At 68.9% G+C, this 19,589-nt stretch carries 17 protein-coding genes; 9 read left to right on the top strand and 8 right to left on the bottom strand.

The genetic code is table 11. The annotated features are described in order from the left end of the window. Window positions 1-51: 51 nt before the first annotated feature. Complete coding sequence (locus AB6A69_RS08085) at window positions 52-2,031, bottom strand: methylmalonyl-CoA mutase family protein (protein ID WP_371060399.1); 1,980 nt, start codon at window positions 2,029-2,031, stop codon at window positions 52-54. A gap of 161 nt (window positions 2,032-2,192) precedes the next feature. Here AB6A69_RS08085 and AB6A69_RS08080 point away from each other — a divergent pair, with 161 nt between their 5' ends. From AB6A69_RS08080 to AB6A69_RS08060, 5 genes are all read left to right on the top strand, one after another. Then, entirely contained in the window at window positions 2,193-3,539 is a 1,347-nt protein-coding gene (locus AB6A69_RS08080) for a 1-acyl-sn-glycerol-3-phosphate acyltransferase (RefSeq protein ID WP_371060398.1), read from the top strand. Window positions 3,540-3,674: 135 nt separating this feature from the next. Then, window positions 3,675-4,961 carry a crotonyl-CoA carboxylase/reductase gene (ccrA, locus tag AB6A69_RS08075; RefSeq protein ID WP_371060397.1) on the top strand — a complete coding sequence of 429 codons (1,287 nt, stop codon included), beginning with the start codon at window positions 3,675-3,677 and terminating at the stop codon, window positions 4,959-4,961. A gap of 369 nt (window positions 4,962-5,330) precedes the next feature. After that, window positions 5,331-5,537, top strand: coding sequence for a hypothetical protein (locus AB6A69_RS08070; protein ID WP_371037379.1), 207 nt, complete (start codon window positions 5,331-5,333; stop codon window positions 5,535-5,537). Then, a complete protein-coding gene (locus AB6A69_RS08065; RefSeq protein ID WP_371060396.1) occupies window positions 5,479-6,195 on the top strand; it encodes an autoinducer binding domain-containing protein in 717 nt (238 codons plus the stop codon). The genes AB6A69_RS08070 and AB6A69_RS08065 overlap by 59 nt, the downstream gene beginning before the upstream one ends. A 47-nt stretch (window positions 6,196-6,242) precedes the next feature. Further along, on the top strand, window positions 6,243-7,778 hold the full coding sequence (locus AB6A69_RS08060; protein ID WP_371060395.1) for an ATP-dependent RecD-like DNA helicase: 1,536 nt from the start codon (window positions 6,243-6,245) through the stop codon (window positions 7,776-7,778). Window positions 7,779-7,803: 25 nt separating this feature from the next. Here the strand turns inward: AB6A69_RS08060 and AB6A69_RS08055 are convergent, their stop codons facing one another. Continuing rightward, window positions 7,804-8,826 carry an NADP-dependent oxidoreductase gene (locus tag AB6A69_RS08055; protein WP_371060394.1) on the bottom strand — a complete coding sequence of 341 codons (1,023 nt, stop codon included), beginning with the start codon at window positions 8,824-8,826 and terminating at the stop codon, window positions 7,804-7,806. Between the two features lie 149 nt (window positions 8,827-8,975). On the opposite strand from AB6A69_RS08055, the gene AB6A69_RS08050 reads away from it, so the two are divergent. Continuing rightward, the gene (locus tag AB6A69_RS08050; protein WP_371060393.1) at window positions 8,976-9,374 is read left to right on the top strand and encodes a PaaI family thioesterase; all 399 of its coding nucleotides are present in this window, start codon (window positions 8,976-8,978) and stop codon (window positions 9,372-9,374) included. Next, on the top strand, window positions 9,367-10,680 hold the full coding sequence (gene guaD / locus AB6A69_RS08045) for a guanine deaminase (RefSeq protein WP_371060392.1): 1,314 nt from the start codon (window positions 9,367-9,369) through the stop codon (window positions 10,678-10,680). Before AB6A69_RS08050 ends, guaD begins: the two co-directional genes overlap by 8 nt. Here the strand turns inward: guaD and AB6A69_RS08040 are convergent. From AB6A69_RS08040 to AB6A69_RS08020, 5 genes are all read right to left on the bottom strand, one after another. Next, a complete protein-coding gene (locus AB6A69_RS08040; RefSeq protein ID WP_371060391.1) occupies window positions 10,670-11,734 on the bottom strand; it encodes an ABC transporter ATP-binding protein in 1,065 nt (354 codons plus the stop codon). The genes guaD and AB6A69_RS08040 overlap by 11 nt on opposite strands. 2 nt (window positions 11,735-11,736) lie before the next feature. Beyond that, a complete protein-coding gene (gene ugpE, locus AB6A69_RS08035) occupies window positions 11,737-12,585 on the bottom strand; it encodes a sn-glycerol-3-phosphate ABC transporter permease UgpE (RefSeq protein ID WP_371060390.1) in 849 nt (282 codons plus the stop codon). Beyond that, on the bottom strand, window positions 12,585-13,463 hold the full coding sequence (gene ugpA / locus AB6A69_RS08030) for a sn-glycerol-3-phosphate ABC transporter permease UgpA (RefSeq protein ID WP_371037371.1): 879 nt from the start codon (window positions 13,461-13,463) through the stop codon (window positions 12,585-12,587). Before ugpA ends, ugpE begins: the two co-directional genes overlap by 1 nt. A gap of 66 nt (window positions 13,464-13,529) precedes the next feature. After that, entirely contained in the window at window positions 13,530-14,846 is a 1,317-nt protein-coding gene (ugpB, locus tag AB6A69_RS08025) for a sn-glycerol-3-phosphate ABC transporter substrate-binding protein UgpB (RefSeq protein WP_371060389.1), read from the bottom strand. Window positions 14,847-15,024: 178 nt separating this feature from the next. After that, window positions 15,025-15,507, bottom strand: a complete 483-nt coding sequence (locus AB6A69_RS08020) for an SH3 domain-containing protein (RefSeq protein ID WP_371060388.1) — start codon at window positions 15,505-15,507, stop codon at window positions 15,025-15,027. 165 nt (window positions 15,508-15,672) lie between these two features. Here AB6A69_RS08020 and AB6A69_RS08015 point away from each other — a divergent pair, with 165 nt between their 5' ends. Together AB6A69_RS08015 and AB6A69_RS08010 are read left to right on the top strand one after the other, a co-directional pair. Beyond that, window positions 15,673-16,659, top strand: a complete 987-nt coding sequence (locus AB6A69_RS08015) for a 2-hydroxyacid dehydrogenase (RefSeq protein ID WP_371037368.1) — start codon at window positions 15,673-15,675, stop codon at window positions 16,657-16,659. Window positions 16,660-16,670: 11 nt separating this feature from the next. Further along, window positions 16,671-17,795, top strand: coding sequence for a class I SAM-dependent RNA methyltransferase (locus AB6A69_RS08010; protein ID WP_371060387.1), 1,125 nt, complete (start codon window positions 16,671-16,673; stop codon window positions 17,793-17,795). Between the two features lie 75 nt (window positions 17,796-17,870). On the opposite strand, the gene AB6A69_RS08005 is transcribed toward AB6A69_RS08010, so the two are convergent. Further along, window positions 17,871-19,439, bottom strand: a complete 1,569-nt coding sequence (locus tag AB6A69_RS08005; RefSeq protein ID WP_371060386.1) for a 2-isopropylmalate synthase — start codon at window positions 19,437-19,439, stop codon at window positions 17,871-17,873. Window positions 19,440-19,589 lie beyond the last annotated feature (150 nt).

Genomic DNA, 19,589 nt, shown 5'->3' with positions numbered 1-19,589 from the left:
GTTGTGGAAAAGGCGATGGCGCGCGGAGTAATCGCTGACCCTGCGTAATCCTTATTGCGCAGCGACCGCTTTGGGATCGGCCAGCTCGACGACATCCATCATGATCGCGTTCAATTCGAAATCCTTCGGCGTATAGACGCGCGCCACGCCCATGGCGCGCAGGCGCCTTGCATCCTCCTCGGGGATGATTCCGCCCACGATGACGGGAGTTTCCTCGAGTCCCGCCTCGCGCAGCCGGCCCATCATGTCTTCCACGAGCGGAATATGGCTTCCCGAAAGGATGGAAAGCCCGATGACGTGCGGGGTGTTCTCCTGCGCGGCGCGAACGATCTCTTCAGGGGTGAGGCGGATGCCCTCGTATTCGATGTCCATGCCGCAATCGCGGGCGCGGAAGGCGATCTGCTCCGCCCCGTTGGAATGGCCGTCGAGCCCCGGTTTGCCGATGAGAAAGCGCAGGCGCCGGCCGAGACGCTGGCTGACGGCATCGACCGCCTCGCGGATCTCGTCGAGTCCCTCGGTCATGTTCGAGGGGCTCTTCGACACGCCGGTCGGCCCGCGGTATTCACCGAAGGCCTTGCGCATCTCGGCGGCCCATTCGCCGGTGGTGACCCCCGCTTTCGCCGCCGCCACGGAAGGCGGCATGATGTTGCGGCCCTCGGCCGCGGCGGCGCGCAGATCGGCGAGGGCGGCCGCCACGGCGGCCTCGTCGCGCGCCGCGCGCCACGCGTTCAGCCGGTCGATCTGGTCCTGCTCCACCGCGGCGTCGACGACCATGATCCCGCCCTCCTCGTCCATGAGCGGCGAGGGTTCGCATTCCATCCACTTGTTGACGCCGACCACGACGGTCTCGCCGCGCTCGATGCGGTTGAGCCGCTCCGCGTTGGCGTCCACGAGGCGGGCCTTCATGTATTCGATGGCCGCCACGGCGCCGCCCATGGCGTCGATGCTGGCCAGTTCGTGGCGCGCGCCCGCCTTCAGCTCCTCGACCTTGGCGTCGACAGCCGGGTTCTGGTCGAAGAGGTCGTCGAATTCCAGAAGATCGGTCTCGTAGGCGAGGATCTGCTGCATCCGCAGCGACCATTGCTGGTCCCACGGGCGCGGCAGTCCCAGCGCCTCGTTCCAGGCCGGCAACTGAACCGCCCGTGCCCGCGCTTTCTTGGACAGGGTGACGGCGAGCATCTCGATCAGGATGCGATAGACGTTGTTCTCCGGCTGCTGCTCCGTCAGCCCGAGCGAATTGACCTGCACGCCGTAACGGAAACGGCGGTATTTCGGATCCTCGACGCCGTAACGCTCGCGGCAGATCTCGTCCCAGAGATCGGTGAAGGCGCGCATCTTGCACATCTCGGTGATGAAACGGATGCCGGCGTTCACGAAAAAGGAAATGCGGCCGACGAGCAGCGGGAAATCCTCGTCCGGCACCTTGCCCTTCAGGTCGTCCAGCACCGCCGTGGCGGTGGCGAGCGCGAAGGCGAGTTCCTGGTCGGGCGTCGCGCCGGCCTCCTGCAGGTGATAGGAACACACGTTCATCGGGTTCCATTTCGGAATCTCGCGGTAGCAATAGGCCGCGACGTCCGTGATGAGGCGCAATGACGGTTTCGGCGGGCAGATATATGTCCCGCGCGAGAGGTATTCCTTTATGATGTCGTTCTGCACCGTGCCCTGGAGTTTCGACACGTCGGCGCCCTGTTCCTCGGCCACCGCGACGTAAAGCGCCAGAAGCCAGGGCGCTGTCGCGTTGATGGTCATCGAGGTGTTCATCTGGTCTAGGGGAATGTCCTCGAAGAGGGTGCGCATGTCGCCCAGATGGGCGACGGGCACGCCGACCTTGCCCACCTCGCCCCGGGCGAGAACGTGATCGCTGTCGTAGCCCGTCTGCGTGGGCAGATCGAAGGCCACCGAAAGGCCGGTCTGCCCCTTGGAGAGGTTGCGGCGGTAAAGCGCGTTGGAGGCTTTCGCGGTGGAATGCCCCGCATAGGTGCGCATGAGCCAGGGTTTGTCTTTCTTGGGCGCGGATCCGGTCTCGGTCATCTGGGGCCTCTCGACTCTGTCGTGCAACTTTGTTGCGTTCGGGCGTGGATACTTGAAACTTTCTGGCCGGTCAATTCGCTGCGCCGCGGCACGGCGCGGGGCGCCATCGCGGCGTCCGTCAAGGATTTACGCGGGGCGGGGGAGCCTTCAATATCCCTGCGATGACCGCGCCCGTGACCCTTCCGCTCTGGCTCTTCCTGCTGATCCTCGCCTTCGCGGGCGTCACGTTCGCCTCGCATTTCCTGTTCCCCTCCGTGCGCTGGTTCTTTCGCCGCCGGCTCGAGCGCGCGGTCGCGCGGCTGAACGAGCGGCTGGAACGGCCGATCCGGCCCTTCAAGCTGGCCGAACGCCACGATACCATCCAGCGCCTGATCTACGACCCCGAGGTGAGCCGGGCGATCGTCGCGACCGCCGAGGCCGAGGGTGTGCCCGAGAACGTGGCCTTCGAGCGTGCGCGCCGCTACGCGCGGGAGATCGTGCCGGCCTTTTCCGCCTCGCTCTACTTCGGCCTGGCCATCCGCCTTGCGCGGTGGCTGTCGGGCAGGCTCTACGCCGTGCGGCTGGAACAGGCCGAGGTGGTCGCCCGGATCGACCGCGACGCCACGGTGGTCTTCGTGATGAACCACAGAAGCAACATGGACTACGTGCTGCTGACCCATCTCGTGGCCGAAACCTCGCCGCTGGCTTACGCGGTAGGGGAATGGGCGCGCGTCTGGCCCGTGTCACGGCTGATCCGGGCGCTGGGCGGCTACTTCATCCGCAGGCGCGAGGGCAACATGCTCTATCGCCGTGTGCTGGCGCGCTACGTCCAGTTGGCCACCGAGGGCGGCGTGACGCAGGCGCTCTACCCCGAGGGCGGGCTGAGCCTGACGGGTGGGCTGGGGCCGCCGAAGCTGGGCCTTCTGAAATACATCGCCGAGGCCGAGACGGCCGGGCGTGACGTGATCTTCGTGCCCGTGGGGCTGAACTACGACCGAGTGCTGGAGGACCGGCTGCTCACCTCTGCGGGGCAGGCCGGCACGCGGCGCTTCCGGGCGCGCCCCCTGGCGATCGCGCGCTTCGTGTTCGGGCAGCTCTGGTTCAAGATCACGGGCCGGCACCGCCGCTTCGGGCAGGCGGCGGTGCGCTTCGGGCGGCCCCTCTCGCTTGCGGACTTCCGGGGCGCGCATGACGCTGACCCGCGGGCGCTGGCCGAGGCGCTGATGCGCCGGATCGGCGCCGCGGTGCCGGTGGTCCCCGTCCCGGTCGTCGCGCATCTTCTGCGCAGCGACGGGGCGATGCCGCGCGCGGCGCTGCATCGCAGGGCCGCGGCGCTGACCGAGGGGCTGGGCGTGCCTGCTTTGACGCCTGCGGCGCTCGAACAGGCGGTGGGCCAGCTTGCCGCGCGGAAGATCGTGGTGGAACAGGGCGACACGCTCGCCCCGGCGGAGGACGAGACCGTGCTGCTCGACTTCTACGCCCGCTCCATCGCGCATCTTCTGCCCCCCGATGCTGCGGCTGCGGAATAGTTTTCTGCACACGCTCGGTCATAAAGTTTCAATCGGGCCCCGCAGGGTGTTGCATTGTTGCGCGACCGGCGCTATCCCCGAGGCGTCGCCGGCAACTCGGCAGTGCGGCGAGACTCATTTGCGAAGGAGGCCCCGATGGCTCTGGATTCCGACACCGGCATCGCCGCCTACGAGGCACCGGAAAAGGATCTCTACGAGATGGGCGAGATGCCGCCCCTCGGCTACGTGCCCGAGAAGATGCACGCCTGGGTCCTTCGCCAGGAACGCCACGGCGAGCCCGACAAGGCGCTTCAGAAGGAGGTCGTGGACGTCCCCGAGATCGACAGCCACGAAGTGCTGGTGCTCGTGATGTCCGCGGGCGTCAACTACAACGGGGTCTGGGCCTGCCTCGGCCAGCCGGTCAGCGTCTTCCTCGGCCACAAGGCGCCCTATGCCGTGATCGGCTCGGACGCCGCCGGGATCGTGTGGAAGGTGGGCGACAAGGTGAAGCGCTGGAAGGTCGGCGACGAGGTCGTGGTCCACTGCAACCAGGACGATGGCGACGACGAGGCATGCAACGGCGGCGATCCGATGCTCTCGCCCAGCCAGCGCATCTGGGGCTACGAGAGCGCCGACGGCTCCTTCGCCCAGTTCACCCGCGTGCAGGCGCAACAGCTCATGCCGCGGCCGAAGCACCTGACATGGGAAGAGTCGGGCTGCTACACGCTGACGCTCGCCACTGCCTACCGGATGCTCTTCGGGCACGAGCCGCATGATCTGAAACCGGGCCAGAACGTGCTTGTCTGGGGGGCGTCGGGCGGGCTCGGCTCCTTCGCGATCCAGCTCATCAACACCGCGGGCGCCAACGCCATCGGCGTCATCTCCGAGGAGGACAAGCGCGAGTTCGTGATGGACCTGGGCGCCAAGGGCGTCATCAACCGCAAGGATTTCAACTGCTGGGGGCGGCTGCCCGAGGTCGGCACCGAGGAGTACAAGGAATGGTTCGCCGAGGTCCGCCGGTTCGGCAAGGCGATCTGGGAGATCACCGGCAAGGGCGTGAACGTCGATATGGTCTTCGAACACCCCGGCGAGGCGACCTTTCCCGTCTCGACCTTCGTGGTGAAGCGCGGCGGCATGGTGGTGATCTGCGCCGGCACCACGGGATATAATTGCACCTTCGACGTGCGCCACATGTGGAGCCACCAGAAGCGGCTTCAGGGCAGCCACTTCGCCCATCTCAAGCAGGCGAGCGCGGCCAACAAGCTCATGCTGGAGCGACGGCTCGATCCCACGATGTCCGAGGTGTTTACCTGGGACGAGCTGCCCCAGGCGCACATGAAGATGCTGCGCAACGCCCACAAGCCCGGCAACATGGCCGTTCTGGTGCAGGCCCCGCGCACCGGGCTGCGCACCTTCGAGGACGTGCTCGAAGCCGGACGCTGACTTTCCGCGGCCGGCCGGCCTACCCGATCGTCGGGCGGGCCGGCCGATCCCTGCCCGGGCGGGCGCTGCGCGCGCCTCCCGGGCAAGGCCGCCCGCCACGCGAGGGCCCGATCGCGCATCCCCTGCCGTATTCGCCTCGCCGCGCGGCCGGTCGCAGGCTTCCTCCCACCTCGCGGCGTCGGTCCGCACCCGACATCGCCCTTCACCGAAAATTCGCTCGACAGGCTTGGCATGTTGCCGCGTCCCGCCCGCCGTGAAGATTGTCAACTCACTGGAAACGGGGAGTTGAATAGTGCGAATACAGTCGCCCGCATGGTTCGTGCTATAATTGCATTAACCATACTTTAACGTGTCGGAACGAGATTTGCGATGAAACACGACTGGATACTCGACGTACTCGCGGACCTGAAAAACTTCTCCAGGGCCAACGGGTTGCCGGCTCTGGCCGAGCGTCTGGACGACACGCGCCTGCTCGCCATGGCCGAGATCGCGTCGCAAAGCGGAAGGGCGCCGCGCGGTGACCGGCTTACGGCTGGATGGCATTCTGAAACGCCTGGAGACGGCAGCCGGGACTGACGAGCTGCAAACGGCGATCGAGGCGCTGGGCGAGCGGCTCGGGGTCGGGCAGGTCGGCTACCGCTGGGTCGGCCCGGAGGGGGAGCGCTATCGCCTGGGAACCTACTGTCCGGCCTGGCTCAAGCGCTATGCCGAGATGGGATATCTGCGGATCGATCCGGTGGTGCGGGGCTGTCTCGATCATGTCCATCCGGTCGACTGGAAGCGCCTCGACTGGCGCGGCAAGACCGCGCGCGCCTTTCTGGAAGACGCCCTGCGCCACGGGGTCGGACAGCAGGGCGTCTCGGTGCCTCTGCGCGGGCCGAACGGACAATTCGCGCTTCTCACGGTGAACCACGACTGCGACGACGTGGACTGGCGCGCCTTCAGCGAGGCGCATCGCCGCGACCTGATCCTGCTGGGACACATGGTCAACCAGAAGGCGCTGGAGCTCGACGCGTCGCGCGCGCCCGTGCGGGCCTGCGCGCTCTCCCCGCGCGAGGTCGACGCGATGACGCTGCTCGCCGCGGGCTACAGCCGGGCGCAGGTGGCCGAAACGCTCGCGATCTCCGAACACACCCTGCGGGTCTATATCGAAAGCGCGCGCTTCAAGCTGGGCGCGATCAACACCACCCATGCGGTGGCCCGCGCCATGAGCCGCGGGCTCATCATGCCCTGAGCGCGGTGGTTCTGGCGTCCGGCTCGGGGCAGGGCTAGGGTCGCGCCATGACCGCTTCTGCCCTGACCCTTTCGGCCGACCAGGCCGAGGCCCACGACCGTGTCGCCGAGCTTCTGCGCGCGGCGGGGATCGACCTCGACGCGGGCCGCCTCGCCCCTCCGCGCGAAGGTCGGGCCCAGGTCATGGCGCTGGTGGGGAAGGCGGGGTCCGGCAAGACGCTGCTTCTGGCCGAGCTTTGCCGCGCGCTCGCGGATGCGGGGGTAGAGACCGTCTCGGGCGACTGGGAAGGGCGGCGGCGCCGCGACCGGCGCACCCTTGCCGTGCTCGCGCCCACGAACAAGGCCGCGAGCGTGCTGCGCCAGCGCGGCGTGCCCGCCACCACGATCCACCGGATCCTCTATACCCCCGTCTACGATCCCGATTACGAGCGGATCGCGGAATGGCTGGCGGGCGAGGGGGAGCGCCCCGAGATCGCGGAGCTGGGCGACGCCGCGCTCGACCGGGCCGCGGCCTTCTACGCCCGCCACGCCTCGGTGCCGGGGGCGCTCGCGGCGGCCGGTTTGCGCGGGTCGGACTTCATCACCGGCTGGAAGCGCCGGGAGGATCCGCTCGACGTGGGATTCGTGGACGAGGCCTCGATGCTCGACGCGCGCCAGTTCGACGACCTGCGGGAGATATTTCCGACGCTTCTGCTGTTCGGCGATCCCGCGCAGCTCGCCCCCGTCGGGCAGTCGGGCGAGATGATCTTCGACCGGCTGGCACCGGAGCAGACGATGGAACTGCACCGCATCCACCGGCAGGAGGCCGACAACCCGATCCTCGACCTCGCCCACGCCCTGGCCGGTCCCGCCCTCGGCTTCGCGGAGTTCGAGGAGATGATCCGCGCCGCCGCCGCGCGCGACGATCGCGTCGTCTGGAGCCAGCGGGTGGAGGTGGACCTGATGGCGCGCAGCCCCGTGCTCGTCTGGCGGAACGCCACGCGCATCCGTCTCATCGATGCCTTCCGCAAGGTGCATGACGCACCCGAGGACCGGCTGCTGCCGGGCGAGCCGCTGATCTGCGATGGGATCGAGCTGCCGCTCAAGCACCGCAAGAAGCGGCTCGACCTCGAGGCGCGCGGGCTCATCAAGGGGGCGCAGGTGATCTACAAGGGGCCGGGCAAGCGTCCGGGCTTTTCGCGGCTCCATGTCGTGGGCGCGGAGGAGCCGCAGGTCTCCGCCGCCTCGATCGTGAAGATCGAGAAGCCGGGCGAGGAGGAACCCTTCCTGCCCTATGCGGCGCATATGGGCGCGGTGTTCCTGCACGGCGCGGCCGTGACGATCCACAAGGCGCAGGGCTCGCAGTGGGACACGGTGCAGGTCTTCGCGCCCGATCTTTTCGCCGCCGCGCAGGCCGGGCGCAGCGAGGCGGGCCAGCCGCTCTGGAAACGGCTGGCCTATGTCGCGATCACGCGGGCGCAGGAGCGGTTGATCTGGGTGGTGCGCAATCGCCTCGCGCGGCCTTCCGCGGCGCTCTCCGCCGAGGACCTGGAACGCCCGCCCGCCGCGCCGCTCGCCCTCGAGGCGCAGGAGGATGGCCCCTGACGGGCGCGATCCTCCGTGCGGAAGGTCAGCCGACCCGCACGAGCTGCTTGCCGGTATTTCCGCCTTTCAGCATGGCGACGAAAGCCCCCGGCGCGCTCTCGAGGCCGTCCGCCACGTCCTCGAGATGCGCGATCCGCCCCGCCTCGACCATCGGCGCGACCTCTTCGAGGAAGGCGTCGTAGCGGTCGTAGTGGTCGAAGATGATGAAGCCGTGCACCGACAGCCGGCGCACGAGGATGGACCGCCAGAGCATGGGCAGCCGGTCCTGCGCGCCGCCGGCCCCGCCGGAATACCACGCGACCGTGCCGCAAAGGGGCACGCGCGCGTGGTCGTTCAAGAGCGGCAGCACGGCGTCCAGAACCATCCCGCCCACGTTCTCGAAATAGATGTCGATGCCGTCGGGCGCGGCCTCGGCGATCGCGGCCGAGAGCGCGCCCGCCTCCTTGAAGGCGCGGTGATCGATGCAGGCGTCGAAGCCGAAGGTCTCCCGCGCGATGCGGCATTTCTCCGGCCCGCCGGCAACTCCCACGGCGCGGAGGCCCTTGAGCTTCGCGAGCTGGCCCACCATCGACCCCACCGGCCCGGTGGCGGCGGCGACGGCCAGCGTCTCGCCCTGCCGCGGGCGGCCGAATTCGGAAAGTCCGACCCAGCCGGTGAAGCCGGGCATGCCGAGCACGCCGAGGAAGAGTTCGGGCGCGAGCGTGCCGTCGAGCTTGCGCAGCGCCTCCGCGGGCAGGCAGGCGTGATCGGCCCAGCCGGTGATTCCGAGCACCCTGTCGCCCGGTGCGAAGCGGGGCGAGCGGCTCTCGATCACCTCGCCGACGCCCTGGCCGGTCATCGTCCCGCCGATCTCCACGGGGGGCGCGTAGCTTTTCGCGGCGCTCATCCGGCCGCGCATGTAGGGATCGAGCGACAGATACATGACGCGCACCAGCACCTCGCCCTCGGCCGGGCGGGGCAGGTCGGCTTCTTCCAGTCGGAAGTTGTCGGGCACGGCCTCCGCCTCGGGGCGGCTGGCCAGCACGATTCGGCGCATTTCTTCGGGCATGGGATTTCCTCCGGTCGCTCGTGCGCGAGCCTAGGCGCATCGCGCGGCGGGGAAAACCCGCGCCGCCCCCCCCCCCCGCTGGCATGGCCGCGGCGATCCCGCTATGAGGCCCTGAAACGCGGACGCAGCGAGCGAAAGGATATCCGGCCATGGACGAGCGGCTGATCGAGGATCCGTTTCCCTTCCAGCGCCATATGGGCTTCGGGATGGTGGACTGGGGGCCGGATTACGCCCGCTTCGAACAGCCGGTGAGCGACGTTCTCACGAACCGGCACGGGAACATGCATGGCGGCGTCTATGCCGCGATTCTCGACACGGCGATGGGCTATGCGGGGTGCTACACGGGCGATCCCGATCACCTTCGGATGGCGATGACCCTGTCCATGACGGTGAACTTCCTCTCGCGCCCGAAAGGCACGCGGCTCATCGCCGAGGCGCGGCGCACGGGCGGCGGGCGGCGCAGCTTCTTCGCCGAGGCCGAAGTGCGGGACGAGACCGGCGAGCGCCTCGCCACCGCCACCGGCGTCTTCCGGTACCGTGATGGCTGAGCGCGCCCGCCTGATCCGCGCCCGCACGCTGAGCTTCCGCCGCGCCCCCGAGGGGCCGGAGGACGAGGCGGCGCTCGACTACCGCGAGGACGGCGCGTTGCTGATCCGCGAGGGCCGGATCGCCGGCGCGGGGGACTTTCCCGCGATCGCGGCGGGGGCACCCGACGCAGAGGTGATCGACCACCGCCCCCATCTCGTGCTTCCGGGCTTCATCGATCCGCACATCCATTTTCCGCAGTCGCAGGTGGTCGCCTCCTGGGGCGCGGATCTTCTGGACTGGCTCGCGCGCTACACCTTCCCCGAGGAGGCGCGCTATGCCGACCCCGACCTCGCGCGGGCCATGGCGGGGCCCTTCCTAGACAGGCTCGCGGCGGCCGGCACCACGACCGCGGCGGTCTACGGCTCCTCCCATGCCGCGAGCGTGGAGGCGCTATTCGCCGAGGCCGAGCGCCGCGGCGTGCGGCTCGTCGCGGGCAAGGTGATGATGGACCGCGAGGCGCCGGAGGGCGTGCGCGACACCGCGCAATCGGCCTACGACGACAGCAAGGCGCTGATCGCGCGCTGGCACGGGCGCGGGCGGCTCGGCTACGCGATCACGCCGCGCTTCGCCATCACCTCGACGCCCGCGCAGCTCGAGGCGGCGGGCGCGCTGGCCGCCGAGCATCCCGGCTGCCTGCGCCAGACGCACATGTCCGAAAGCCTGGCGGAGATCGCCCGCGTGCGGGCGCTTTTCCCGCAGGCGCGCGACTATCTCGACATCTACGAACAGGCGGGCCTGCTCGGCCCCGAACTGCTGCTCGGGCACTGCATCCACCTGGAGTCGCGCGAGGTTTCGCGGATGGCCGAGACCGGGAGCCGCGCAGTGTTCTGCCCGACCTCGAACCTCTTCCTCGGCAGCGGGCTCTTCGACGCGGCGCGGCTGCACGGCGCGGGCGTGGCCTCGGGCATCGCCACCGACATCGGCGGCGGCACCAGCTGGTCGATGCTCGCGACCCTCGGGGAGGGCTACAAGGCGCTCGCGCTTCGCGGCCAGCGGCTCCATCCCTACGAGGCGTTTCACTGGGCGACGCGGGGAAATGCCGTGGCGATGGGGCTGGGGGATCGGATCGGGACGCTCGCCGCGGGCATGGAGGCCGATCTCGTCGTCCTCGACGCGCGCGCCACCGAACCGATGCGCCTCAGGATGGCGCGGGCGGAAACCCTCGTCGAGGAGCTTTTCGTCCTCCAGATCATGGGCGACGAGCGTGCGGTCGCGCAGTGCTACGTCGACGGGCGGCCGCAGCTCGGACCCGGCGTCACTCGTTGAGCGCCATGACCGCGGCAGCGGGCTCTACCGCGCGCCCGTCTGCGTCGAAGGCGCGGAGCGATCCGGCATCCGGGGCGAGAGAGACCCGGTCGCGCTCGGCAAGGCCGGCCATGGCATGGGCGCGCAGCACGATCGGGGCATCCAGCCCGTCGGGCAGCACATGCGCCAGCATGTCCGCGCCCAGCGCCTCGATCAGCACGACCTCGCCCGCCATGCCGGGCCCCGACGTGACCTGGAGCGCCTCGGGGCGGACGCCCAGCCACCGCGCCTCCGCGGGCGCGCGCCAGCCCGTGGCGAGCGCCTGCGCGGCGGGGCTTTCGGCGGGCAGGATGTTCATCGGGGGTGTTCCGATGAACTCGGCCACGAAGCGGCTCGCCGGACGGTCGTAAAGTTCCATCGGGGTGCCGATCTGCTCGATCCGGCCACCGTTCATCAGCACGATCCGGTCGGCGAGCGACATCGCCTCCACCTGGTCGTGGGTGACGTAGATGAAGGTCGCGCCGAGCCGGCGGTGCAGCCCCTTGATCTCGGTGCGAAGCTGGGTCCTCAGCTTCGCGTCGAGGTTCGAGAGCGGCTCGTCGAACAGGAACGCCTTGGGATCGCGCACGATGGCGCGGCCCATCGCCACCCTCTGGCGCTGCCCGCCTGACAGCTGGCGGGGCCTGCGGTCGAGGTAGTCCTGCAATTGCAGAGTGCGCGCGGCCTCCTCGATGCGGCGGGCGATCTCGTCCTTCGCCATGCCCTGATTCCTGAGCCCGTAGGACATGTTCTGCCGCACGCTCATGTGCGGGTAGAGCGCGTAGTTCTGGAACACCATCGCGATGTCGCGTTCGCCGGGCTCCAGCCGGTTGACCGGCGCGCCGCCGATCCGGACCTCGCCGCCGGTCACCGTCTCGAGCCCCGCGATCATGCGCAGTATCGTGGACTTGCCGCAGCCCGAGGGCCCGACGAGCACGACGAACTCTCCGTCGCGGATGGCGATGTCCACCGCCTCCACCGCCTGCACGCCGCCCGCGTAGGTCTTGGACAGGGCCTTCAGTTCCACCGTTGCCATCGTTATTTCTCGCTTTCCACAAGGCCTTTCACGAAGAGGCGCTGCATCGCGAGCACCACCAGGACGGGCGGGATCATGGCCAGCACCGCGGTGCCCATGATGTAGTGCCAGACCGGCAGCTGCTCGCCCGAGTTCGCCATGCGCTGGATGCCCATCACCACGGTATAGAGGCTTTCGTCCGTGGTCACGATGAGCGGCCACAGATACTGGTTCCAGCCATAGATGAAGAGGATGATGAAGAGCGCCGCGATATTCGTGCGCGAGAGCGGCAGCAGGATGTCGCGGAAGAAGCGCATCGGCCCCGCCCCGTCGATGCGCGCGGCCTCCACCAGTTCGTCAGGCACGGTCAGGAAGAACTGCCGGAAAAGGAAGGTGGCCGTGGCCGAGGCGATGAGCGGCACGATCAGCCCGTGGTAGCTGTTGAGCATGTCGAGCCGCGTGATCACGTCGAAGGTGGGCAGGATGCGCACCTCGACGGGCAGCATGAGCGTGATGAAGATCATCCAGAAGAAGCCCATGCGGAACGGGAAGCGGAAATAGACGATGGCATAGGCCGCGGTGAGCGAGATGGCGATCTTGCCCACCGCGATGCCGAGCGCCATGACGAGGCTGTTCGCCATCATCAGCCCCACCGGCACGCCGCCGGCCTCGGGCAGCCCGGTCGTCAGCAGGGCGCGGTAGTTCTCCCAGCCCCGGTCCCCGAACCACAGCGGGATCGGCGCGCGCGACAGCGCCTCGGGACCGTGGGTGGACGCGACGAGCGCCATCCACACCGGAAAGCACAGGAACGCCACGCCCGCGATCAGCACCGCGTGGGTCAGGAAGGTGCCAAGGGGGCGGTTTTCGACCATCAGTAGTTCACCCGGCGTTCGACGTATCTGAACTGGATCGCGGTCAGCGCGATCACGAGGGCCATCAGGATCACCGACTGCGCCGCGGAGGAGCCGTAGTCCTGCCCGACGAAGCCGGTGTTGTAGACCCGGAAGACCAGGATGGAGGTGGCGTCGGCCGGCCCGCCGCTCGTGGTGGCGTGGATCAGGCTGAAGGTGTCGAAGAACGCGTAGACCAGGTTGATGACGAGCAGGAAGAAGGTGGTGGGCGACAGGAGCGGAAAGGTGATCGACCAGAACCGGCGCCACGGGCTCGCCCGGTCGATCGCCGCGGCCTCCAGCATGGATTTCGGGATCGACTGAAGCCCGGCGAGGAAGAAGAGGAAGTTGTAGCTGATCTGCTTCCACGCCGCCGCGACGGTGACCATCAGAAGCGCCTCGTCGCCGTTCTGGTAGTGGTTCCAGTCATAGCCCGCGAGGTCGAGCCAGTAGGCCACGATCCCCAGCGACGGGTTCATCAGGAAGAACCAGATCACGCCCGCCAGCGCGGGCGCCACGGCATAGGGCCAGATGATGAGCGTGCGATAGGTCGTCGCCGCGTGCAGCACCCGGTTGGCCGCCACCGCGAGCGCCAGTGCGATCGACATCGCAAGGCCGGTCACGCCCAGCCCGAAGATCAGCGTGGTGCGAAAGCTCTTGAGATAGCCGGGATCGTTGAACAGCCGGACGTAGTTCTCGAACCACACGAACTGGCGCGAGAATCCGAAGGCGTCCTCGATGAAGAACGCGCTTTCGACGGCGCGAAGCGCCGGCCAGAAGAAGAAGACGAGCGTGATGGCGATCTGGGGCGCCAGCAAGGCGTAGGGCAGCCACCTCGACCGGAAGAAGACGCGTTTCATGCAGTTCCGAAGGCAAGGGGGCCCGGCCCCGCGCTTGCGGGACCGGGCGGGTGTCGTTTCAACGGATCAGCTGTTCGACTGCTCGAAGCGGCGAAGCAGGTCGTTGCCCCGCTCGACCGCGGCGTCCATCGCCTCTTCGGCCGACTTGGTGCCGGACCAGACGGCCTCCAGTTCCTCGTTGATGATGTCGCGGATCTGCACGAAATTGCCGAAGCGCAGGCCCTTGGAGTTGGGCGTGGGCTCGTTCAGCGAAAGCTGCTTGATGGCCACGTCGGTGCCCGGGTTCTCCTCGTAGAAGCCCTGTTCGCGGCTCAGCTCGTAGGCGGCGGTGGTGATCGGGACGTAGCCCGTCTCCTGGTGCCACGCGGCCTGCTGCTCGGGCTGCGAGATGTAGTCGAAGAACTGCGCGGTGCAGGTGTATTCGGGCGCTTCGTGGCCGGTCAGCACCCAGAGCGTCGCGCCGCCGATGATCGAGTTCTGCGGCGCGTCGGCGACCGCGGTGTCCAGCGGCAGCATGGCTTGCCCGAACTCGAAGTCGGTGATGTCGCTCGCGAAGCCGCCGTAATAGGCCGACGAGTTGATCCAGAGCGCGGTCTCGCCGTTCACGAACATCGAGCGCGAGTCGCCGCGGCGGCCGCCATAGGCGAAAAGCCCCTCCTCGCGCATCCTGGCGATGCGGTCGATGTGATTGACGACATTCGCGTTGTCGAAGGTGAAATCGGTGCCCAGCCCGGCAAAGCCGTTCTCCTCGCTGCCGATCGGCAGGTCGTGCCAGGCCGAATAGTTCTCGATCTGCGTCCAGGACTGCCAGCCGAAACCGAAGGGCGATTTCACGCCGTTATCCTTCAGCGCGCGCGACACCTCGACCACCTCGTCCCAGGTGGCCGGCACCTCGACGCCGGCCGCGTCGAGCGCGGTCTTGTTGTACCACAGCACCGGGGTGGAGCTGTTGAAGGGCAGCGACAGAAGGTTGCCGTCGGTGTCGGTGTAGTAGGAGATCACCGCGGGCAGGTAGTCGGACTGGTCGAAGGCGACGCCCGCGTCCTCCATCAGCTTGTAGACGGGGTAGACTGCGCCGTTGCCCTCGGCGGCCATCATGGTGGCGGTGCCGACCTCGAAGACCTGGACGATGTGCGGCTGCTCGCCGGCGCGGAAGGCCGCGATCGCCTGGGTCATGTTCTCGGTATAGTTGCCCTTGTAGATCGAATTGACCTGGCAGGCGTCCTGGGAGGCGTTGAAGTCGGTGGCGAAGCGGTCGGTGATCTCGCCGAGCTGGCCGCCCATGGCGTGCCAGAAATTCACCTGAGCGCGGTCCTGCGCAAAAAGCGGCGCAGCCGCGACGGTGCAAAGCAGCGTGGCCGCGACAATCGGTTTGCTGGTCATCGTGATCTCTCCTGGTCCCGTCGCGCGGGCCGCGCGCGGGCACATGTTGCGAGTGGTGGGCGAAGAGAGCCTCGCTCTCTGGCCGCATCCGCTAACCGCGTTTGATGACACGCGGATGACAAGCGATTCCAAATTGTTGTGGCACCGGGGGGCGGCGCGTCGCGCGGCTGCGCGTGGCTCAGTCGCGGATCTCGTCCGGGTCGACGCCCCACAGCGCGGCCTTCTCGGCCCAGCCGCGATGGCCGCCCGCGCTCAGCCGGCAATGGGTGCGGTCGCAGGCGCCGAGCCGGGCGACCACCCCCGCCTCGAGACGCGCCACCTCGGGCGCGCGGGCCTCGGGCCGGACCGTCAGCGGCAGCATGTCGTCCACGACGATGACGGTGCGCACGCCCGAAAGCAGCGAGTAGTGCATCCAGCCGCCCGCGCCCTCGCGGTCCTGCACGCGGCGCCAGTGGCCATGCTCGGCGGTAATCATAAGCGGCATGTCGCGGCGCTTGAGCACCCAGTCGATGCGATGGGTCAGCGACGGGCCGCGGCGGACATTGCCTTCGGACGCCTTGAGCGAGACGTAGCGCGGCAGGGGAAGATTGGTGACCGGGCCGCGCTCGGCCGCGACGGCCGGGACGACCGCCAGCCCGCAAAGAAGCGCCGCGATAGCCATGGCGGCCACGCCGCGGCCGCACCTCCGGAAGGATCTGATCATCGCCTGTCCGCTGCCCCGCACCCGCGACGGGTGCCGTTTTCCGGCCGGGGTTCTTGTGCCCCGGCGTCTTCTTCGACACTGTGCCACCGAGCCCGGGCGAGGGGAAGCGAGAGGAGGCGCCCTATGACATCTGAGCGGCTGAGTGTTGTCGTCACGCGACGCCTGCCGGAGCCCGTGCAGGCGCGCATGCGCGACCTCTTCGACGTGCGCCTGCGCGAGGACGACGCGCCCATGAGCAGAGAGGAACTCGCCGCCGCGATGGCCGAGGCCGACGTGCTGGTGCCGACCATCGTCGACGACATCGACGCGCGGCTCATCGCGCAGGCCGGGCCGCGGCTGAAGCTCATCGCCAATTACGGCGCCGGCGTGGACCATATCGACGTGGAAACCGCGCGCTCGCGCGGGATCCTCGTGTCGAACACGCCCGGCGTGATGACCGACGACACCGCCGACATGACCATGGCGCTGATCCTCGCCGTGACGCGGCGCATTCCCGAAGGGCTCGCGCTCATGCAGTCGGGCGAATGGGGCGGCTGGTCGCCGACCGCGCTTCTGGGCGGGCGGCTCGCCGGCCGGCGCCTCGGCATCCTCGGCATGGGGCGGATCGGGCAGGCGGTGGCGCGCCGCGCGCAGGCCTTCGGCATGCAGGTGCATTACCATAATCGGCGCCGCCTTCGCCCCGAGATCGAGGACGCCCATGGCGCCACCTACTGGGAAAGCCTCGACCAGATGGTCGCGCGGATGGACATCATCAGCGTGAACTGCCCGCACACGCCCTCCACCTTCCATCTGATGAACGCGCGGCGGCTGAAGCTCATGAAGCCGGACGCGGTGATCGTGAACACCTCGCGTGGCGAGGTGATCGACGAGAACGCGCTCACCCGGATGTTGCGCGCGGGCGAGATCGCGGGAGCAGGCCTCGACGTCTACGAGCACGGCACCGGCGTGAACCCGCGCCTGCGGCAGCTCAGGAACGTGGTGCTTCTGCCGCATATGGGCTCGGCCACGGTCGAGGGGCGGATCGAGATGGGCGAGAAGGTCATCATCAACATCAAGACCCACGCCGACGGCCACCGCCCGCCCGACCTCGTCGTGCCGGCGATGCTCTGACGCGGCGCGCGATGGCCGACGACCTCCGACCGGACGGCCCGTTCGAGATCTTTCTCGCGGCGCCGCCCGGCCTCGAACCGGTGCTCGCGGACGAGGCGCGCGAAAAGGGCTTCGACGTGACCGCGACGGTCGCGGGCGGCGTGCTGGCGCGGGGCGGATGGCAGGAGGTCTGGCGCGCCAACCTCGAGCTCAGGGGTGCGGGCCGCGTCCTGGTGCGGCTCGTCGGGTTTCCCGCGGTGCACCTTGCGCAACTCGACAAGCGTGCACGGCGCGTCCCCTGGGGCGAGGTCTTTCGCACGGACACGCCGGTGCGCGTCGAGGCAAGCTGCCGGCGCTCGCGGATCTACCACGAAAAGGCCGCGGCCCAGCGCGTGGCCCAGGCGCTGGGCGGCGCGGGCGTTCCGGTGTCGGACGAGGCGGAGTTGCGCGTCCTCGTCCGGATCGAGAACAACCTTGTCGAGATCAGCCTCGACAGTTCCGGATCGCCGCTGCACCGGCGCGGGCACAAGCAGGCGGTCGGAAAGGCGCCCCTGCGCGAGACGCTGGCGGCGCTCTTTCTCCGCGCGGCCGGGTTCGACGGCGCGGAGCCGGTGGTGGACCCGATGTGCGGCTCGGGCACCTTCGTGATCGAGGCCGCCGAGATCGCCGCCGGACTCGCGCCCGGGCGCGACCGCACCTTCGCCTTCGAAAGGCTGGCAGGCTTCGACCCCACCCGCTGGGACGCGATGCGCGCCACGCGCGCGGCGCGCGACGGGCCACTGCGCTTCCACGGCTTCGACCGCGACGCCGGCGCCGTGCGCATGAGCCTTGAAAACGCCGCGCGCGCGGGCGTCGACGGACGCTGCGCCTTCGCCCGACAGGCGATTAGCGATCTCGTCCCGCCCGAGGGGGCGCCCGGTCTCGTCATCGCGAATCCGCCCTATGGCGGGCGGATCGGCGATATGGGCGCGCTGCGCGCGCTTTACGGCCGGTTCGGAGAGGTCATGCGCGCGCGCTTCGCGGGCTGGCGGGTGGCGCTGGTGACGAGCGAGGACACGCTCGCCCGCGCGAGCGGCCTGCCGCTCGGTGCCGGCCCGCAGGTTCCCCATGGCGGGCTGCGCGTCCGGCTTTGGCAGACGGCGGGGCCGCTGGGCTGAGCGCAAGGGCCTTCGAAGGCCCTTGCAAGCCGCTTCGAAGCGGCTTGCACGCGGTCCGGAGACCGCGTGGCGCCCTCAGCCCGCGTCCTTGTAGCTGATTTCCTTCTCGTCCTGCCCCAGCCGGTCCCGGCGGACGAGCAGGCGGTTCAGCGCGTTGACGTAGGCCTTGGCGGAGGCCACGACCGTGTCGGTATCCGCCGACTGGCCGGTGGCGATGTTGCCATCCTCCTCGAGGCGCACGCTGACCGTGGCTTGCGCGTCCGTCCCCTCCGTCACGGCGTGAACCTGGTAGAGCTGGAGACGCGCGTCGTTGGGCCAGATCTCGCGCACCGCCTTGAAGGTCGCGTCCACCGGGCCGTCGCCCCGGGCCGTGGCGGATTTCTCCACGCCGTCCACCGTCATCACGAGTTCGGCCTCCGCCGGCCCGCCGGTGCCGCAGGCCACCCGCAGCGAGTGCACCACGAGATGGTCCTTCGCCGCGTCCTCGCCCGCGCGCATCAGCGCGATGAGGTCCTCGTCGTAGACCTCCTTCTTGCGGTCGGCGAGGTCCTTGAAACGGACGAAGACGTCCTTCAGCTGGTTTTCGCCCAGCTTGTAGCCGAGCTCCTCGAGCTTGGCGCGGAGCGCCGCGCGGCCCGAATGCTTGCCCATCACCAGCGAGGTGGCCGCGAGCCCGATATCCTCGGGGCGCATGATCTCGAACGTGTCGGCGCTCTTCAGCATCCCGTCCTGGTGGATGCCCGATTCATGCGCGAAGGCGTTCTTGCCCACGATCGCCTTGTTGTACTGCACGGGGAAGCCCGACACCGCGGCCACGCGGCGCGAGATGTTCATGATCTTCGTGGTGTCCACGCGGGTCTCGTAGGGCATGATGTCGCCCCGCACACGGAGCGCCATGACGATCTCCTCGAGCGCGGTGTTCCCGGCCCGCTCCCCGAGCCCGTTGATGGTGCACTCGATCTGTCGCGCGCCGCCCGCGACCGCGGCGAGGGCGTTCGCCGTCGCCATGCCCAGGTCGTTGTGGCAGTGGGTGGCGAAGACCACCTCGTCGGCGCCCGGCACCTCGGCGATCAGCCGCCGGATGAGATCGGCGGATTCGACGGGCGCGGTGTAGCCCACCGTGTCGGGAATGTTGATCGTCGTGGCGCCCGCCTTGATGGCGATCTCCACCACGCGCCTGAGATAGTCCCATTCCGTCCGCGTCGCGTCCATCGGCGACCATTGCACGTTGTCGCAGAGGTTGCGCGCGTGGGTGACCGTCTCGTGGATGCGCGCGGCCATCTGGTCCTGGTCGAGGTTCGGGATGGCGCGGTGCTGCGGCGAGGTGCCGATGAAGGTGTGGATGCGCGGGTGCTTCGCGTGGCGCACCGCCTCCCAGCAGCGGTCGATGTCGGTCGGGTTGGCCCGCGCGAGCCCGCAGATCGCCGCGTTGCGCGCGCGCTCGGCGATCTCCTTCACCGCGCGGAAGTCGCCCTCGGAGGCGATCGGGAAGCCCGCCTCGATGATGTCCACGCCCATCTCGTCGAGAAGATCCGCGATCTCGAGCTTCTCGTCGTGGGTCATGGTCGCGCCGGGGCTCTGCTCGCCGTCGCGCAGCGTCGTGTCGAAGATCAACACGCGATCTTTCGTGCTCTGGTCGGTCATGGCTTGATCTCTTCGGTTGTCCTTGGCTTCTCTCCGGCGCGGCACTGCGTCCTCTGAGCGGTCGCGCCGAGCGGCACGCTCAGAGGCGGCTAAGGAGAAGAAGGCCGAGGGCCGGCGCGACGGCACCGACGCGGGAAACGGCGATATGAT

The organism is Rhodosalinus sp. 5P4 (genome assembly GCF_041365695.1).
Lineage (GTDB): Bacteria > Pseudomonadota > Alphaproteobacteria > Rhodobacterales > Rhodobacteraceae > Rhodosalinus.
The sequence above is the reverse complement of the archived record's forward strand: the minus strand, read 5'-3'. Positions and strand labels throughout refer to the sequence as shown.

Excerpts from the sequence above, each read along its gene's own strand:
- AB6A69_RS08085 (WP_371060399.1), bottom strand. The coding sequence starts at position 2,031 with ATGACCGAGACCGGATCCGCGCCCAAGAAAGACAAACCCTGGCTCATG.
- AB6A69_RS08080 (WP_371060398.1), top strand. The coding sequence starts at position 2,193 with ATGACCGCGCCCGTGACCCTTCCGCTCTGGCTCTTCCTGCTGATCCTC.
- ccrA (WP_371060397.1), top strand. The coding sequence starts at position 3,675 with ATGGCTCTGGATTCCGACACCGGCATCGCCGCCTACGAGGCACCGGAA.
- AB6A69_RS08070 (WP_371037379.1), top strand. The coding sequence starts at position 5,331 with ATGAAACACGACTGGATACTCGACGTACTCGCGGACCTGAAAAACTTC.
- AB6A69_RS08060 (WP_371060395.1), top strand. The coding sequence starts at position 6,243 with ATGACCGCTTCTGCCCTGACCCTTTCGGCCGACCAGGCCGAGGCCCAC.
- AB6A69_RS08055 (WP_371060394.1), bottom strand. The coding sequence starts at position 8,826 with ATGCCCGAAGAAATGCGCCGAATCGTGCTGGCCAGCCGCCCCGAGGCG.
- AB6A69_RS08050 (WP_371060393.1), top strand. The coding sequence starts at position 8,976 with ATGGACGAGCGGCTGATCGAGGATCCGTTTCCCTTCCAGCGCCATATG.
- guaD (WP_371060392.1), top strand. The coding sequence starts at position 9,367 with ATGGCTGAGCGCGCCCGCCTGATCCGCGCCCGCACGCTGAGCTTCCGC.
- AB6A69_RS08040 (WP_371060391.1), bottom strand. The coding sequence starts at position 11,734 with ATGGCAACGGTGGAACTGAAGGCCCTGTCCAAGACCTACGCGGGCGGC.
- ugpE (WP_371060390.1), bottom strand. The coding sequence starts at position 12,585 with ATGGTCGAAAACCGCCCCCTTGGCACCTTCCTGACCCACGCGGTGCTG.
- ugpA (WP_371037371.1), bottom strand. The coding sequence starts at position 13,463 with ATGAAACGCGTCTTCTTCCGGTCGAGGTGGCTGCCCTACGCCTTGCTG.
- ugpB (WP_371060389.1), bottom strand. The coding sequence starts at position 14,846 with ATGACCAGCAAACCGATTGTCGCGGCCACGCTGCTTTGCACCGTCGCG.
- AB6A69_RS08020 (WP_371060388.1), bottom strand. The coding sequence starts at position 15,507 with ATGGCTATCGCGGCGCTTCTTTGCGGGCTGGCGGTCGTCCCGGCCGTC.
- AB6A69_RS08015 (WP_371037368.1), top strand. The coding sequence starts at position 15,673 with ATGACATCTGAGCGGCTGAGTGTTGTCGTCACGCGACGCCTGCCGGAG.
- AB6A69_RS08010 (WP_371060387.1), top strand. The coding sequence starts at position 16,671 with ATGGCCGACGACCTCCGACCGGACGGCCCGTTCGAGATCTTTCTCGCG.
- AB6A69_RS08005 (WP_371060386.1), bottom strand. The coding sequence starts at position 19,439 with ATGACCGACCAGAGCACGAAAGATCGCGTGTTGATCTTCGACACGACG.